This window comes from Pseudomonas sp. TH08 (assembly GCF_016651275.1).
In the GTDB taxonomy this organism is placed as follows: domain Bacteria; phylum Pseudomonadota; class Gammaproteobacteria; order Pseudomonadales; family Pseudomonadaceae; genus Aquipseudomonas.
The window spans coordinates 909,020-922,429 of sequence record NZ_JAEKEE010000001.1 but is presented as its reverse complement, the minus strand read 5'-3'; the positions used below and the strand labels follow the sequence as shown (position 1 = coordinate 922,429).

The 13,410-nt window shown below is 59.8% G+C and carries 13 protein-coding genes; 11 read left to right on the top strand and 2 right to left on the bottom strand.

Annotation, left to right across the window (positions count from 1 at the left end; genetic code table 11):
• Positions 1-118: 118 nt before the first annotated feature.
• Both argE and argA read left to right on the top strand, forming a co-directional pair.
• Positions 119-1,273: an acetylornithine deacetylase gene (argE, locus tag JFT91_RS04390; protein ID WP_201231669.1), complete on the top strand. Its 1,155-nt coding sequence runs from the start codon at positions 119-121 to the stop codon at positions 1,271-1,273.
• 265 nt (positions 1,274-1,538) lie between these two features.
• On the top strand, positions 1,539-2,840 hold the full coding sequence (gene argA, locus JFT91_RS04385; protein ID WP_008085349.1) for an amino-acid N-acetyltransferase: 1,302 nt from the start codon (positions 1,539-1,541) through the stop codon (positions 2,838-2,840).
• A gap of 144 nt (positions 2,841-2,984) precedes the next feature.
• Here argA and tauA read toward each other — a convergent pair whose 3' ends face one another.
• Complete coding sequence (gene tauA / locus JFT91_RS04380; protein ID WP_518524855.1) at positions 2,985-3,974, bottom strand: taurine ABC transporter substrate-binding protein; 990 nt, start codon at positions 3,972-3,974, stop codon at positions 2,985-2,987.
• A gap of 363 nt (positions 3,975-4,337) precedes the next feature.
• Here tauA and JFT91_RS04375 point away from each other — a divergent pair, with 363 nt between their 5' ends.
• The 9 genes from JFT91_RS04375 to coaA all read left to right on the top strand — a co-directional run bounded on the left by JFT91_RS04375 (position 4,338) and on the right by coaA (position 12,724).
• Positions 4,338-5,696, top strand: a complete 1,359-nt coding sequence (locus JFT91_RS04375; protein WP_201229111.1) for an OprD family porin — start codon at positions 4,338-4,340, stop codon at positions 5,694-5,696.
• A 293-nt stretch (positions 5,697-5,989) separates the two neighbouring features.
• On the top strand, positions 5,990-6,628 hold the full coding sequence (locus JFT91_RS04370) for a peroxiredoxin (RefSeq protein ID WP_095186915.1): 639 nt from the start codon (positions 5,990-5,992) through the stop codon (positions 6,626-6,628).
• Between the two features lie 309 nt (positions 6,629-6,937).
• Positions 6,938-7,531, top strand: coding sequence for an NADPH-dependent FMN reductase (gene ssuE, locus JFT91_RS04365; protein ID WP_201231668.1), 594 nt, complete (start codon positions 6,938-6,940; stop codon positions 7,529-7,531).
• 89 nt (positions 7,532-7,620) lie between these two features.
• Positions 7,621-8,601 carry a sulfonate ABC transporter substrate-binding protein gene (locus tag JFT91_RS04360; RefSeq protein ID WP_201146804.1) on the top strand — a complete coding sequence of 327 codons (981 nt, stop codon included), beginning with the start codon at positions 7,621-7,623 and terminating at the stop codon, positions 8,599-8,601.
• 25 nt (positions 8,602-8,626) lie between these two features.
• Positions 8,627-9,775, top strand: a complete 1,149-nt coding sequence (gene ssuD / locus JFT91_RS04355; protein WP_141125856.1) for an FMNH2-dependent alkanesulfonate monooxygenase — start codon at positions 8,627-8,629, stop codon at positions 9,773-9,775.
• Between the two features lie 8 nt (positions 9,776-9,783).
• On the top strand, positions 9,784-10,566 hold the full coding sequence (gene ssuC / locus JFT91_RS04350) for an aliphatic sulfonate ABC transporter permease SsuC (protein ID WP_003229260.1): 783 nt from the start codon (positions 9,784-9,786) through the stop codon (positions 10,564-10,566).
• On the top strand, positions 10,563-11,369 hold the full coding sequence (gene ssuB, locus JFT91_RS04345) for an aliphatic sulfonates ABC transporter ATP-binding protein (protein WP_201229105.1): 807 nt from the start codon (positions 10,563-10,565) through the stop codon (positions 11,367-11,369). Before ssuC ends, ssuB begins: the two co-directional genes overlap by 4 nt.
• Positions 11,370-11,401: 32 nt before the next feature.
• Complete coding sequence (locus JFT91_RS04340; protein ID WP_003229256.1) at positions 11,402-11,617, top strand: TOBE domain-containing protein; 216 nt, start codon at positions 11,402-11,404, stop codon at positions 11,615-11,617.
• 153 nt (positions 11,618-11,770) lie between these two features.
• The gene (gene coaA, locus JFT91_RS04335) at positions 11,771-12,724 is read left to right on the top strand and encodes a type I pantothenate kinase (RefSeq protein WP_201231667.1); all 954 of its coding nucleotides are present in this window, start codon (positions 11,771-11,773) and stop codon (positions 12,722-12,724) included.
• A gap of 4 nt (positions 12,725-12,728) precedes the next feature.
• Here the strand turns inward: coaA and JFT91_RS04330 are convergent, their stop codons facing one another.
• Positions 12,729-13,367 carry a TetR/AcrR family transcriptional regulator gene (locus JFT91_RS04330; RefSeq protein WP_201229102.1) on the bottom strand — a complete coding sequence of 213 codons (639 nt, stop codon included), beginning with the start codon at positions 13,365-13,367 and terminating at the stop codon, positions 12,729-12,731.
• Positions 13,368-13,410 lie beyond the last annotated feature (43 nt).

Genomic DNA, 13,410 nt, shown 5'->3' with positions numbered 1-13,410 from the left:
TGTGTGGCTGCCAAGGCCGTGCAGTGTACAGGACTGATTCGTCCTACGCCCTGCGGCGGTTTATTCCTGACGCCGGATGGCTCTATGATGGACTTCAAATCGGGAGTGGGAGTCAGCGATGCCTTTGCCGTCCATGCAAGACCAGTTCGTCGCGCTGATTGCCGCGCCGTCGGTCAGCTGTACCCAACCGAGCCTGGATCAGTCCAACCGGGCGGTGATCGATTTGCTCGCAGGCTGGCTCGGCGATCTGGGCTTCAGTTGCGACATCCAGCAGGTCAGCCCCGGCAAATTCAACCTGCTCGCCAGCTTTGGCAGCGGCCCCGGCGGGCTGGTGCTGGCCGGGCACAGCGACACGGTGCCGTACGACGATGCGTTATGGCAGACCGATCCGCTGAAACTCACCGAAGTCGATGGGCGCTGGGTCGGGCTGGGCAGTTGTGACATGAAGGGTTTTTTTGCCCTGATCATCGAGGCTGTGTTGCCGCTGCTCGATCAGCCCTTCAAGCAACCGCTGCTGATTCTTGCCACGTGCGATGAAGAAAGCTCGATGTCCGGCGCCCGGGCGCTGGCCGAGGCCGGGCGTCCGTTGGGTCGCGCGGCGGTGATTGGCGAGCCGACCGGGCTCAAGCCGATCCGCATGCACAAAGGCATCATGATGGAGCGCATCGACATCCTCGGGCAGAGCGGCCACTCGTCGGATCCGCGCCTGGGCCATAGCGCCCTCGAAGCAATGCACGATGCCATTGGCGAACTTCGCGGTCTGCGCCTGTTATGGCAGCGTGAGTTCAACAACCCGCAATTCAGCGTGCCGCAACCGACGATGAACTTCGGTTGCATCCATGGCGGCGACAACCCCAACCGCATCTGCGGTCAGTGTTCGCTGGAGTTCGACCTGCGGCCATTGCCGGGCATGGCCCCGAAAGTCCTCCGCGCGGAAATCCTGCGCAAGCTCAACCCGGTTGCCGAACGGCATCAGGTGAAGATCGATTACAAACCGTTGTTCCCGGAAGTGCCACCGTTCGAGCAGTCCGAAGACGCCGAACTGGTACGGATAGCGGAAAAACTCACCGGCCACATGGCTGAAGCGGTAGCGTTCGGCACTGAAGCGCCTTATCTTCAGCGCCTTGGCTGCGAAACCATTGTCCTCGGCCCCGGCGACATTGCCTGTGCGCACCAGCCCGGCGAGTACCTTGAAATGTCACGTTTGCAGCCTACCGTGCATCTATTACGGCAACTGATTGAACATTACTGTCTGAGCCCGGACAAAACATGATGTCCCCCTGTGGGAGCGAGCCTGCTCGCGAAAGCGTCATTTCAGATGCCTAATGTCGACTGATACACCGTTTTCGCGAGCAGGCTCGCTCCCACAGGGGGTATGTGGCTTATCCGATCAAACGCTGTAAATTGCCAGCATTCCAACCCGTATTCATGAGGAGAGCGCGCGTGTCGCCAAGCCTGTTCCGACGATAACCATCAGCCCGCTGTGCGTTTTTCGTTTCGCCCTTTTTTCGGCTGCTATTTATTACAGGCCCAGGTTCATGCCCGAATACGTTAATTGGCTTCGTCACGCGTCCCCTTACATCAATGCCCACCGCGATTGCACCTTCGTCGTCATGCTGCCCGGCGACGGCGTGGAGCATCCGAATTTCGGCAACATCGTCCACGACCTCGTCTTGCTGCACAGCCTCGGCGTGCGCCTGGTGCTGGTGCACGGTTCGCGCCCGCAGATTGAAACCCGCCTCGCCGCTCGCGGCCTGACCCCGCATTACCATCACGGCATGCGCATCACCGATGCGGCAACGCTGGAGTGTGTGATCGACGCGGTCGGCCAGTTGCGCATCGCCATCGAGGCACGGCTGTCGATGGACATGGCCTCGTCGCCGATGCAGGGCTCGCGCCTGCGCGTGGCCAGCGGCAATCTGGTCACGGCGCGGCCAATCGGCGTGCTCGAAGGCGTTGATTACCATCACACCGGCGAAGTACGCCGGGTCGACCGCAAAGGCATCAATCGTCTGCTCGATGAGCGTTCGATCGTTTTGCTGTCGCCGCTGGGCTACTCGCCGACCGGGGAAATCTTCAACCTCGCTTGCGAAGACGTCGCCACCCGCGCCGCTATCGACCTGGGCGCCGACAAGCTACTGCTGTTCGGCGCCGACCTCGGTCTGATCGACGAGAACGGCAAACTGGTGCGTGAATTGCGTCCGCAACAAGTGCCGGCGCATTTGCAGCGTCTGGGCAGCAGCAACTATCAAGCGGAGTTGCTGGATGCAGCGGCTGAAGCCTGCCGTGGCGGTGTGGCGCGCAGCCACATCGTCAGCTACGCCGAAGACGGCGCGCTGCTGACCGAGCTGTTCACCCGTGACGGTGGCGGTACGCTGGTGGCACAAGAGCAATTCGAACTGGTACGCGAGGCGGCGATTGAAGATGTCGGCGGCTTGCTCGACTTGATCAGCCCGCTGGAAGAGCAGGGGATTCTGGTGCGGCGTTCGCGCGAAGTGCTGGAGCGCGAGATCGAGCAGTTCAGCGTGGTCGAGCGCGAAGGCATGATCATCGCCTGTGCGGCGCTGTACCAGATTGCCGATTCGGATGCCGGTGAGCTGGCGTGCCTGGCGGTGAATCCGGAGTATCGCCATGGTGGTCGCGGTGATGAACTGCTGGAACGCATCGAGACCCGCGCCCGCGCGCAGGGCTTGAAGACGCTATTCGTCCTCACCACCCGCACTGCGCACTGGTTCCGCGAACGTGGATTCGAGCCGAGCAGCGTCGAGCGTATGCCGGCGGCGCGGGCGTCGCTGTACAACTATCAGCGCAACTCGAAAATCTTCGAAAAGACCCTCTGAAGACAGGTGAGGCGCTTTTGTGGCGAGGGGATTTATCCCCGATGATGGGGCGCGCAGCGGCCCCGCTTTTGGGACTGCTGCGCGCCCCATCGGGGATAAATCCCCTCGCCACAGGTTTCATTCAGCCAGTGATGGATTTCGCAATTATTCGGTGATGAATTTCGCGCTGACGTACGGCGAGTAATCCGGCAGCACCGTTTCAACCTTGCCTTGCTCCTTCAAAAACTTCGCCGTCTCGCCAATTGCCTTCGCTGTGCCGCCGTCCAGCAGCGCAGTGGTCTGCTGTGCCTTGGCATCCGGGAACGCTGAGCCTGCGAGTAATTCCGGCACGTCGGCGGCATTGGCACCGGTCAGTTTGGCGATTTTCTGCACAGGCTCGGAGTCTGCCGTCCAGCTGTCTTTATGGCTGGCGTAATCGGCAAACGCGTCTAGAGTGACCTTGGCAAATTTGGCTACAACGTCAGGATGCTTCTCGGCGAAGTCTTTACGGGCGACCCAGACTTCAAAGGTGGGCGCACCCCACTGACCGACCTGCGCAGCGTCCGTAAGGGTCTTGCCGGTCTTGCGGATTTCGCCCAGAGCCGGCGACCAGACAAATGCCCCATCAATATCACCGCGCTTCCACGCAGCGGCGATTTCCGCGGGTTGCAGGTTCACCACTTTGACTTTCGAGGTGTCCAGGCCCCAGTGCTTGAGCGCACCGAGCAGGCTGTAGTGGGAGGTAGAAACGAAGGGTGTGGCGATGGTCTTGCCGACCAGGTCCTGCGGTGTATTGATACCGCTGCCGTTGCGCACGACCAGTGCTTCGGCGGCATTAATCTGCGCCGAGACAATGAACGCGACGATCGGCAGATTGCGCGAAGCGGCGGCCGCCAGCGGACTGGAGCCGAGGTTGCCGATCTGCACGTCACCGGATGCAATGGCTGTCACAACTTCCGGGCCACTATTGAAGCGGCGCCAGTCGATTTTCTCGCCGATGGTTTTCTCATAGACGCCATCGGCCTGCGGGACTTTGCTTGGGTCAATGCCGGTTTGATAACCGACCGTGAGGTTGGCGGCGTGGGCAGAAAAAGAAATAAGTGCTGATACACAAACTGTAACAAATTGACTAGATAGTGCGCGTTTGGCCATCATGGCGTCGCCTTTTCGATAGGGTTTGACGATTCGGGGTTACGCCAAAGCTAATCGATATAAAAAAAGGCTAACAAATACCATTTAGGAATGAGCTTAGTCGCCGATACGCTGTAATCCGGCGAAGCTGGCCAAACAATGGCCATATTCCGAAATGATATGAAAAAGAATGAATAAATTCTTTTTGGGTTTATCAGGAAATCTTTACTCTGCACGGACCAAATCACTGCGATTAGACCTTGGTCGTAGACACACAAGGTTACGATTGACTTGTCAGTCACGAACTGGCGCTAATCGCGCATCTCGGATCCAGGGCAACAGACCCAGGGCCAGAAACACAAAAATTAGAAACGAGAGGAGCTTTACATGAACAAGTCCACCTTGGCCCTGGCTGTGGCCGTAGGGGTTATGGCGCAGCAGGCAGGCGCCGCCGGTTTCATCGAAGACAGCAAGGCCACCTTGGGCCTGCGTAACTTCTACATCAACACCGACAACCGCGACAGCGCTGCCAAAACCGCTTCGGGCGTGCAGAGCAAGAACGAAGAATGGGGCCAAGGCTTCGATCTGCGCTTCATCTCCGGTTACACCCAAGGCACCGTCGGCTTCGGTATCGACGCGATCGGCCTGCTGGGCGTCAAGCTGGATTCGGGCGGCGGCACCAACGGTGCTACCTCGACTTCCTACGGCGGCACTGTGTTCCCGAGCAAGTCCAACGGCGAAGCTGTTGATAACTTCTCGAGCCTGGGTCTGACTGCCAAGGCCAAGATCTCCCAGACCGAACTGAAGCTGGGTACTCTGCAGCCGAAGAACCCGGTCATCGTCACCAACGACGGTCGTCTGCTGCCACAAACCTGGCAGGGTGGCCAGATCACTTCCGGCGAGATCAAGGACCTGACTCTGGTCGGTGGTCAAGTCGAGCACGTGAAAGGTCGTAACTCGAGCAACGAAGAGCAGCTGTCGATCGGCGGTGCCAACGCTCGCGTCGCCAACAGCAACAAGTTCATCTACGCCGGTGGTGACTACAAGATCACCAAAGACCTGACTGCCCAGTACTACTACGGCAACCTGGAAGACTTCTACAAGCAGCACTTCCTGGGTCTGGTTCACAACTGGGCAATCGGCCCGGGCGTATTGAAGTCCGACCTGCGCTACTTCAACAGCTCGGATGATGGTGCCAACTCCAACACTCCGGCCTATTACAGCAACGGTAACTACACCGGTCAGGCTAGCGGTAAAGGCAAGGTCGACAACAACCTGTACAGCGGCTTGTTCCTGTACACCGTTGCAGGTCACACCTTCGGTGGCGGCTACCAGGTTTCCAACGGTAGCAGCGACTTCCCTTGGCTGAACCAGGGTGACGGTTCGTCCAACGGCACCATCACTGACATGCAGATCCAGAAGTTCGGCCGTGCCGGCGAGCGTACCTGGCAAGCACGCTACTCGTATGACTTCGCCAAAGTCGGCCTTCCAGGCCTGACCGCCGGTATGGTTTACCTGCGTGGCGACAACATCGACACCGTTTCCGGTACTCGTCCATTCGCAGAGAACGGCAACGGCCGCTCCGAGTGGGAACGCGACCTGACTATCGGTTACGTGATTCCAGAAGGCCCGGCGAAAAACCTCGGCTTCATGTGGAAAAACGCTACCTGGCGCAACGACATCCCAGGTCAACGTGACCAGGATGAAAACCGCCTGATCGTCAGCTACTCGATCCCGCTGCTGTAATAGCGCGCTCCTGCACCTGATGTAAAAAAGCCCCGTCCGGCATCGCGCCGGACGGGGCTTTGCGTTTCCGAGTCAGACTCACCCCCGTAAGTCCTCCCCGAATTTCCCTCTTTGCAGCAACTCAAGGCCTTCTCGAACCTTGCGGCCGATGTTCGTCGCGATGGCGGCGAGCGTCCAGTGAACAGATGTTTAATATTCCTTTGAGATCTAAATATCTCATTATTTATTCTTTTTCATGACGCTAAATCCCAAGCTACAGTTGAGGTCTCCAACAACTCATCAGGAGCAGCACCATGAGCCTCAGACTCGGCGACATCGCCCCCGACTTCGAACAGGATTCCAGCGCCGGCAAGATTCGTTTCCACGAGTGGCTGGGCGATAGCTGGGGCGTGCTGTTTTCCCACCCGGCGGACTTCACCCCGGTGTGCACCACCGAACTGGGCTTCACCGCCAAGCTCAAGGACGAGTTCAGCAAGCGCGGCGTCAAAGCCATCGCGCTGTCGGTCGACCCGGTGGACTCGCACCACAAATGGATAGAAGACATCAACGAAACCCAGAACACCCTCGTCAACTTCCCGATCCTGGCCGATGCCGATCGCAAGGTCTCGGATCTGTACGATCTGATCCACCCCAATGCCAACGACACGCTGACCGTGCGTTCGCTGTTCGTGATTGATCCGAACAAGAAGATTCGCCTGACCATTACTTATCCAGCGAGCACCGGACGCAACTTCCACGAGATTCTGCGGGTGATCGATTCGCTGCAACTCACCGATAACTACAAAGTGGCCACGCCGGCCAACTGGCAGGACGGTGACGAGGTGGTGATCGTGCCGTCACTCAAGGACGAGGAAGAGATCAAGAAGCGCTTTCCGAAGGGCTATCGCGCCGTGAAGCCATACCTGCGCCTGACGCCGCAGCCGAACAAGTAAAGTTTCTCGGTGTAGCCACCACCGCCATCGCGAGCAGGCTCACTCCTACATTTGAAATGCATTGCCCTGTAGGAGTGAGCCTGCTCGCGATGGCATTAGTCCAGTCACTACAGAACCACTAAGCAGGGGATTTCGGGCCGTTTCGACGGCCTTTTTTTCGTCCGGAAAAACGCGATTCGTATATCTCTTAATCGTATAACCAAATGAATAAATATGATTTATAGATATATAAATCAGCTGGTAAGGTCACTCCCATCGAAGCGAGATCGCAACCCGCGAATCGCCTGTAACGCTAAAGGAATTGTCTCAATGCTGGTCGTCTCACTCGGTGGCAGTCCCAGCCTGCGCTCCCGTTCCGGGGTGCTGCTGGAGCGCTCGCAACGCTGGTTGCAGGAGCAAGGGGTGGAAGTGGTGAGTTATCAGGTACGGGATTTCCCGGCCGAAGATTTGCTCCATGCCCGCTTCGACAGCCCTAAGGTGCTCGACCTGCTGCAACAGATCGAAAACGCCGACGGCCTGCTGATCGCCACGCCGGTGTACAAGGCTTCGTTTTCCGGAGCGTTGAAGACCCTGCTGGATCTGCTACCCGAGCGCGCCCTGAACCACAAAATTGTTTTGCCTATGGCCACCGGCGGCAGCATCGCCCACATGCTGGTGGTCGATTACGCGCTCAAGCCCGTGCTGTCGGCATTGAAGGCCCAGGAAATGCTCCAGGGGATTTTCGCCGAGGACAGCCAGATCGCTTACGGCGAAGGCAGTGCTCAGGCGCAACTGGCACCGGCGCTGGAGCAGCGTCTGCATGAAGCGCTCGACCAGTTTGTCGGCGCCATGGCGCGCCGGCCGAAACCGCTGGAACCGGGCCTGTTGAACGAACGTTTGTTGAGTGCTCGCTGGAGCATTTAAGCCTCACCGAAATTTGAAGTACTCGCCTTACTCGCCCGCCAACGGGCAAGCAGGTGCAGCCAAAACCCAACAGCAAAAAGGAGAGCGCTATGCGCACTGTATTTTTGCGTCGTGGTCTGGTCGCTCTGTTTGCTGCGGCTGTCACCTTCGGCGCCATCACTCAAGCTCAAGCCGAGACATTGCGGATCGGTTATCAGAAATACGGCACGCTGGTGCTGCTCAAAGCCAAGGGCACCCTGGAAAAACGTCTGGCCGCCCAAGGCGTCGACGTGCAATGGACTGAATTCCCCGGCGGCCCGCAATTGCTCGAAGGCCTCAACGTCGGTTCGATCGATTTCGGCGTGACCGGCGAAACCCCGCCCGTGTTTGCCCAGGCTGCTGGCGCTGATTTGCTCTACGTCGCCTACGAGCCGCCGGCGCCGAACAGCGAAGCGATCCTTGTACCGAAAGACTCGCCGATCAAATCGGTGGCCGATCTCAAAGGCAAGAAAGTCGTGCTGAACAAAGGCTCCAACGTTCACTACCTGCTGGTACGTGCACTGGAAGACGCCGGCCTCAAATACACCGACATTCAAACCGTCTTCCTGCCGCCGGCCGATGCCCGCGCCGCGTTCGAGCGTGGCAGCGTCGACGCCTGGGTTATCTGGGATCCGTACCAGGCCGCCGCCGAGAAACAACTGCAAGCGCACACCCTGCGCGATGGTAAAGGCATCGTCGACAACCACCAGTTCTATCTCGCGACCAAGCCTTACGCACAGAAAAATCCCGAGGTGATCAAGGCCCTCGTCGAGGAAGTGCGCGCGGTCGGCGAGTGGTCGAAAGCCAACCCTCAAGAGGTCACCGAGCAGGTCGCGCCACTGCTCGGCCTGCCGGCAGACATCACCCTGACGTCGGTGAAGCGCCAGGGCTACGGCGCGCTGTTCCTGACCCCGGAAGTGGTCGCCGCGCAACAGAAAATCGCTGACACGTTCTTCCAGCTCAAGCTGATTCCCAAGCCGCTGAGCATCAAGGATGTGATCTGGACACCACCGGCCGCTGTGGCCCAAAGCTCGGCCACCCAAGCCCAGTAACTCGAATCCCCAAGGAGACCACTCCATGAGCCTCAATATCTTCTGGTTCCTGCCTACCCACGGTGACGGCCATTACCTTGGCACCGCCGAAGGCGCTCGCGCCGTCGACCACGGTTATCTGCAACAGGTCGCGCAAGCGGCGGATCGTCTGGGCTTCGGCGGTGTGCTGATTCCTACCGGCCGCTCCTGCGAAGACTCGTGGCTGGTGGCGGCGTCGCTGATCCCGGTGACCCAGCGTCTGAAATTCCTCGTCGCCCTGCGTCCCGGGATCATTTCCCCGACAGTAGCAGCGCGCCAGGCCGCGACGCTGGATCGCCTGTCCGGTGGTCGTGCGCTGTTCAATCTGGTGACTGGCGGTGACCCGGAAGAATTGGCCGGCGACGGACTGTTTCTCAGCCACGAAGAGCGCTATCAGGCCTCGGTGGAATTCACGCGGATCTGGCGTCGTGTGCTGGAAGGCGAAACCGTTGACTACGACGGCCAGCACATCAGCGTGAAGGGCGCCAAATTGCTCTATCCGCCGATCCAGCAACCGCGTCCGCCGCTGTACTTCGGTGGCTCGTCGGAAGCGGCGCAGGACTTGGCCGCCGAACAAGTGGAAATGGTCCTGACCTGGGGCGAGCCGCCTGCAGCGGTTGCCGAGAAGATCGCACAGGTTCGCGCCAAAGCCGCCAAGCTCGGCCGCACCGTACGCTTCGGCATTCGTCTGCATGTGATCGTCCGCGAAACCAACGCCGAAGCGTGGCAAGCCGCAGATCGGCTGATCTCGCATCTGGACGACGAGACCATCGCTCGTGCTCAAGCTTCGCTGGCGCGCTTTGATTCGGTTGGCCAGCAGCGCATGGCGGCACTGCACGGTGGCAGCCGCGACAACCTCGAAGTCAGTCCGAATCTGTGGGCCGGTGTTGGCCTGGTGCGCGGCGGTGCCGGTACAGCGCTGGTCGGCGATGGTCCAACAGTGGCGGCTCGCGTGAAGGAATACGCAGACCTGGGCATCGACACCTTCATCTTCTCCGGTTATCCACACCTCGAAGAGTCGTATCGCGTCGCTGAACTGTTGTTCCCGCACCTCGACATCGAGCGTCCGGAACTGCCGAAAAGCGCCGGTTACGTCAGCCCGTTCGGCGAGATGGTCGCCAACGACATTCTTCCCAAAGCCGCGTCGCAGAGCTGAGGCGCGCCATGAAGAAAATCATCCACAGCCTTGCGCCCTGGGCGTTGCCGGTGTTGTTGCTGGCGGTGTGGCAGTTGTCGGTGTCGGCCGGTTGGTTGTCGACGCGGATTCTGCCGGCACCGGTGGCGGTGATCGAGGCGGGTGTCAGTCTGGTGCGCAGCGGCGAAATCTGGACGCACCTGGCAATCAGCGGCTGGCGCGCGGCCCTTGGCTTCACCATCGGCGGCAGCATCGGTCTGGTGCTGGGTTTCATCACCGGCTTGTCGAAATGGGGCGAACGCCTGCTCGACAGTTCGGTGCAGATGATCCGCAACGTGCCGCACCTGGCGCTGATTCCGCTGGTGATCCTGTGGTTCGGCATCGACGAGTCGGCAAAGATTTTCCTGGTGGCGTTGGGCACGTTGTTCCCGATCTACCTCAACACGTATCACGGCATCCGCAACGTCGATCCGGCGCTGGTGGAGATGGCACGCAGTTATGGCCTTTCCGGTTTCAGCCTGTTCTGGCAGGTGATTCTGCCGGGCGCGCTGCCTTCGATTCTGGTCGGCGTGCGCTTCGCTCTGGGCTTTATGTGGCTGACGCTGATCGTCGCCGAAACCATTTCGGCCAGTTCCGGCATCGGCTATCTGGCGATGAACGCCCGCGAGTTTTTGCAGACCGACGTGGTGGTGCTGGCGATCCTGCTTTACGCGGTGCTGGGCAAACTCGCCGACCTCGCAGCCCGTGGACTTGAACGTGTGTGGTTACGCTGGCATCCGGCTTATCAGGTTGCCAAGGGAGGTGCGGCATGACCGCTCAACAACCTCCACGCCTGCTGCGCGGGATTCCGCTGGCGGTGCGCAACCTGCAGAAAACCTTCGGCGCACGGCAAGTGCTGCGCGACATCGATCTGCACATTCCGGCGGGGCAATTCGTCGCCGTAGTGGGGCGCAGTGGCTGCGGCAAAAGCACTTTGCTGCGCTTGCTCGCCGGCCTCGATCAACCGACTGGCGGCGACTTGCTGGCCGGCGCAGCACCGCTCAGCGATGCGCGGGAAGACACCCGGCTGATGTTTCAGGAAGCACGCTTGTTGCCGTGGAAAAAGATCATCGACAACGTCGGCCTCGGCCTGAAAGGCGACTGGCGGCCGAAAGCGCTCGATGCGCTGGAAGCTGTCGGTCTGGCCGATCGCGCCAACGAATGGCCAGCCGCTTTGTCCGGCGGGCAGAAGCAGCGTGTTGCGCTGGCTCGGGCGCTGATTCATCAGCCGCGGCTGCTGTTGCTCGACGAACCGCTCGGCGCACTGGACGCGCTGACCCGCATTGAAATGCAGCAACTGATCGAGCGTCTCTGGCAGCAGCACGGCTTTACCGTGTTGCTGGTGACCCACGACGTCAGCGAAGCGGTGGCGATTGCCGACCGCGTGATTCTGATCGAGGACGGCGAAGTCGGCCTCGATCTGCATGTGGAACTGCCGCGGCCGCGAGTGCGTGGCTCGCACCGATTGGCAGCGCTGGAAACCGAAGTGCTTAACCGTGTTCTCTCCCTGCCCGGCGAACCGCCGGAGCCGGAACCCGTTTCACCACTGCCTACGCAACTGCGTTGGGCTCAATAACTCAAGTTCTATCAACGACAGGAATCAATGCCATGACTATCAAAGCCATCAACGTCCGCAACCAGTTCAAAGGCTCGATCAAGGAAATCGTCCTCGGCGACGTGCTGTCGGAAATCGACGTGCAGACCGCCTCCGGCATCGTCACTTCGGTGATCACCACCCGTTCGGTCAAGGAACTGGAACTGGTGGTGGGCAGTGAAGTGATCGCTTTTGTGAAATCCACCGAGGTGTCGATCGCCAAGTTGTAATCGATGCGCAACACACGCCCCGGACGGCTTGAGCCCTCCGGGGTTTTTTTTGTCTGGGTCTGGCAAATGAGATCGAGGCTGACGGGCGTGGTTTGGAGGCCCTGAGCATATCTGCTATGTTCCGGCTTTTGCCAAGGCACATACAGGAAGATTATGACCACGAAGCAGGATGCCGCAGGGCATTCGCCCGCTCACCGCGAGTACCGGGAATTTACTCGCGAGCAATGGTCTGCCTTGCGGGAAGAGGCGGCGCAGAGCCTTTCGGCCACGCAAATGAATGCGCTGATCAGCCCCACGCAGCCCATCACCCGCGAGGAGGTGGAAATAATCCTTCTGCCGCTGTCGCGCCTGTTGAATCTGTACGCAGAGTCAGCGCAATCGGCAGGTCTGGTGCAAAGTGAGTTTCTTGGCGAACCGGCCCGCAAGCCACCGTACGTTATCGGTATCTCCGGCAGTGTCGCGGTGGGTAAAAGCAGCTTTGCCCGAGTATTGTCGGCACTTCTGGCGTCCTGGCCGGGCTCGCCGAATGTGCAGTTGGTGACCACCGACTCCTTTCTGTTTCCGCTGGCGACGCTTGAGCAGAACAATATTCTGCACCGCAAAGGCTTCCCCGAGTCGTACGATCGGGCGCGCCTTCTCGACTTTTTGCACACCGTGCGCAACGAAGGAGCGCCAGTACAGATCCCGGTGTATTCGCACGTTCGCTACGACATTCTGGTCGACGAGACGCAGACCGTGCAGGCGCCGGATATCATCGTTCTGGAAGGCCTGAATGTCCTGCAGGAGGACAAACTCGACAGCCTCAACGTCCTCGATTTCGTCGACTTTTCCATCTATGTCGACGCGGCACCAGAGGACATCAAGCGTTGGTACCTTGAGCGTTTCGTTTATTTGAAGAACACCGCTTTCCAGTCTGGCGAATCGTACTTCAACAAGTACAAATCGCTGTCGGACGATGAGGCACTGGCCATGGCCTCGGCCACGTGGGATCGGGTCAATCTGAAGAACCTCGTTGAAAACATCCTGCCAACCCGTGACCGGGCGAGTCTGATCCTCAACAAATCGGCCGATCACTCCATCGATAAAATCCTGCTGCGGGCGATCTGAATCATCAGTCGGTGATGGCGCGCTTGGGCAGGTAGGGCGGCAGATACAGGCCGATGTAGGCATCGAATACGCGCATGCCTTCCTCGGCCATGCGCGGGGTGATCTGTCCGTGTTGCTGCACCGAGCGTGCGTAGACGCGGTCGCCCAACTCCATCGCCAAGGCAAACACATCGACATCGGTCGGCAGCCTTGGCAGTTCGAAATGATGGTCGAACAATTTGTGCATGAGGTCGCCGAGTTCGATGTCGTGCTGGCGGTCGGCTTGCGTCACTTCGGTGAGCCCGTGCTGGGCGAGGATCAACTGGCGCGCGGCGGCGTCTTCGTCGTAGATCTCCAGCATGCGCTGTTCCACCAGACGCGACAGATCCCGCCAGTCACGCAAGCTTTCATGATCGATCGGCGCTTGCAGGCAGGCGCGGAAGGCTGCGTGCACATCGGCGGTCAGCGCTTCGAGCAATGCCGGCACGCTGGCGAAGAAGTGGTACACGGAGGAGGGCGGGATCTGCGCGCGCTCGGCGACGCTGTAGATCGACAGGCTGGCCACACCCTCGGCGGCCAGCAATGTACGCGCTGCGTCGAGTATCGAATCGATTCGCGCCTGGCTGCGGGCACGGGGTTTGCGAACGGGGGCGGGACGCGTCATGAAAGTCTCCTGCGGGGCAGCGGGCATTGTACGAGCCGGGTTC

Coding starts and splice junctions, on each gene's coding strand:
- argE (WP_201231669.1), top strand. CDS start 119: ATGCCTTTGCCGTCCATGCAAGACCAGTTCGTCGCGCTGATTGCCGCG.
- argA (WP_008085349.1), top strand. CDS start 1,539: ATGCCCGAATACGTTAATTGGCTTCGTCACGCGTCCCCTTACATCAAT.
- tauA (WP_518524855.1), bottom strand. CDS start 3,974: ATGATGGCCAAACGCGCACTATCTAGTCAATTTGTTACAGTTTGTGTA.
- JFT91_RS04375 (WP_201229111.1), top strand. CDS start 4,338: ATGAACAAGTCCACCTTGGCCCTGGCTGTGGCCGTAGGGGTTATGGCG.
- JFT91_RS04370 (WP_095186915.1), top strand. CDS start 5,990: ATGAGCCTCAGACTCGGCGACATCGCCCCCGACTTCGAACAGGATTCC.
- ssuE (WP_201231668.1), top strand. CDS start 6,938: ATGCTGGTCGTCTCACTCGGTGGCAGTCCCAGCCTGCGCTCCCGTTCC.
- JFT91_RS04360 (WP_201146804.1), top strand. CDS start 7,621: ATGCGCACTGTATTTTTGCGTCGTGGTCTGGTCGCTCTGTTTGCTGCG.
- ssuD (WP_141125856.1), top strand. CDS start 8,627: ATGAGCCTCAATATCTTCTGGTTCCTGCCTACCCACGGTGACGGCCAT.
- ssuC (WP_003229260.1), top strand. CDS start 9,784: ATGAAGAAAATCATCCACAGCCTTGCGCCCTGGGCGTTGCCGGTGTTG.
- ssuB (WP_201229105.1), top strand. CDS start 10,563: ATGACCGCTCAACAACCTCCACGCCTGCTGCGCGGGATTCCGCTGGCG.
- JFT91_RS04340 (WP_003229256.1), top strand. CDS start 11,402: ATGACTATCAAAGCCATCAACGTCCGCAACCAGTTCAAAGGCTCGATC.
- coaA (WP_201231667.1), top strand. CDS start 11,771: ATGACCACGAAGCAGGATGCCGCAGGGCATTCGCCCGCTCACCGCGAG.
- JFT91_RS04330 (WP_201229102.1), bottom strand. CDS start 13,367: ATGACGCGTCCCGCCCCCGTTCGCAAACCCCGTGCCCGCAGCCAGGCG.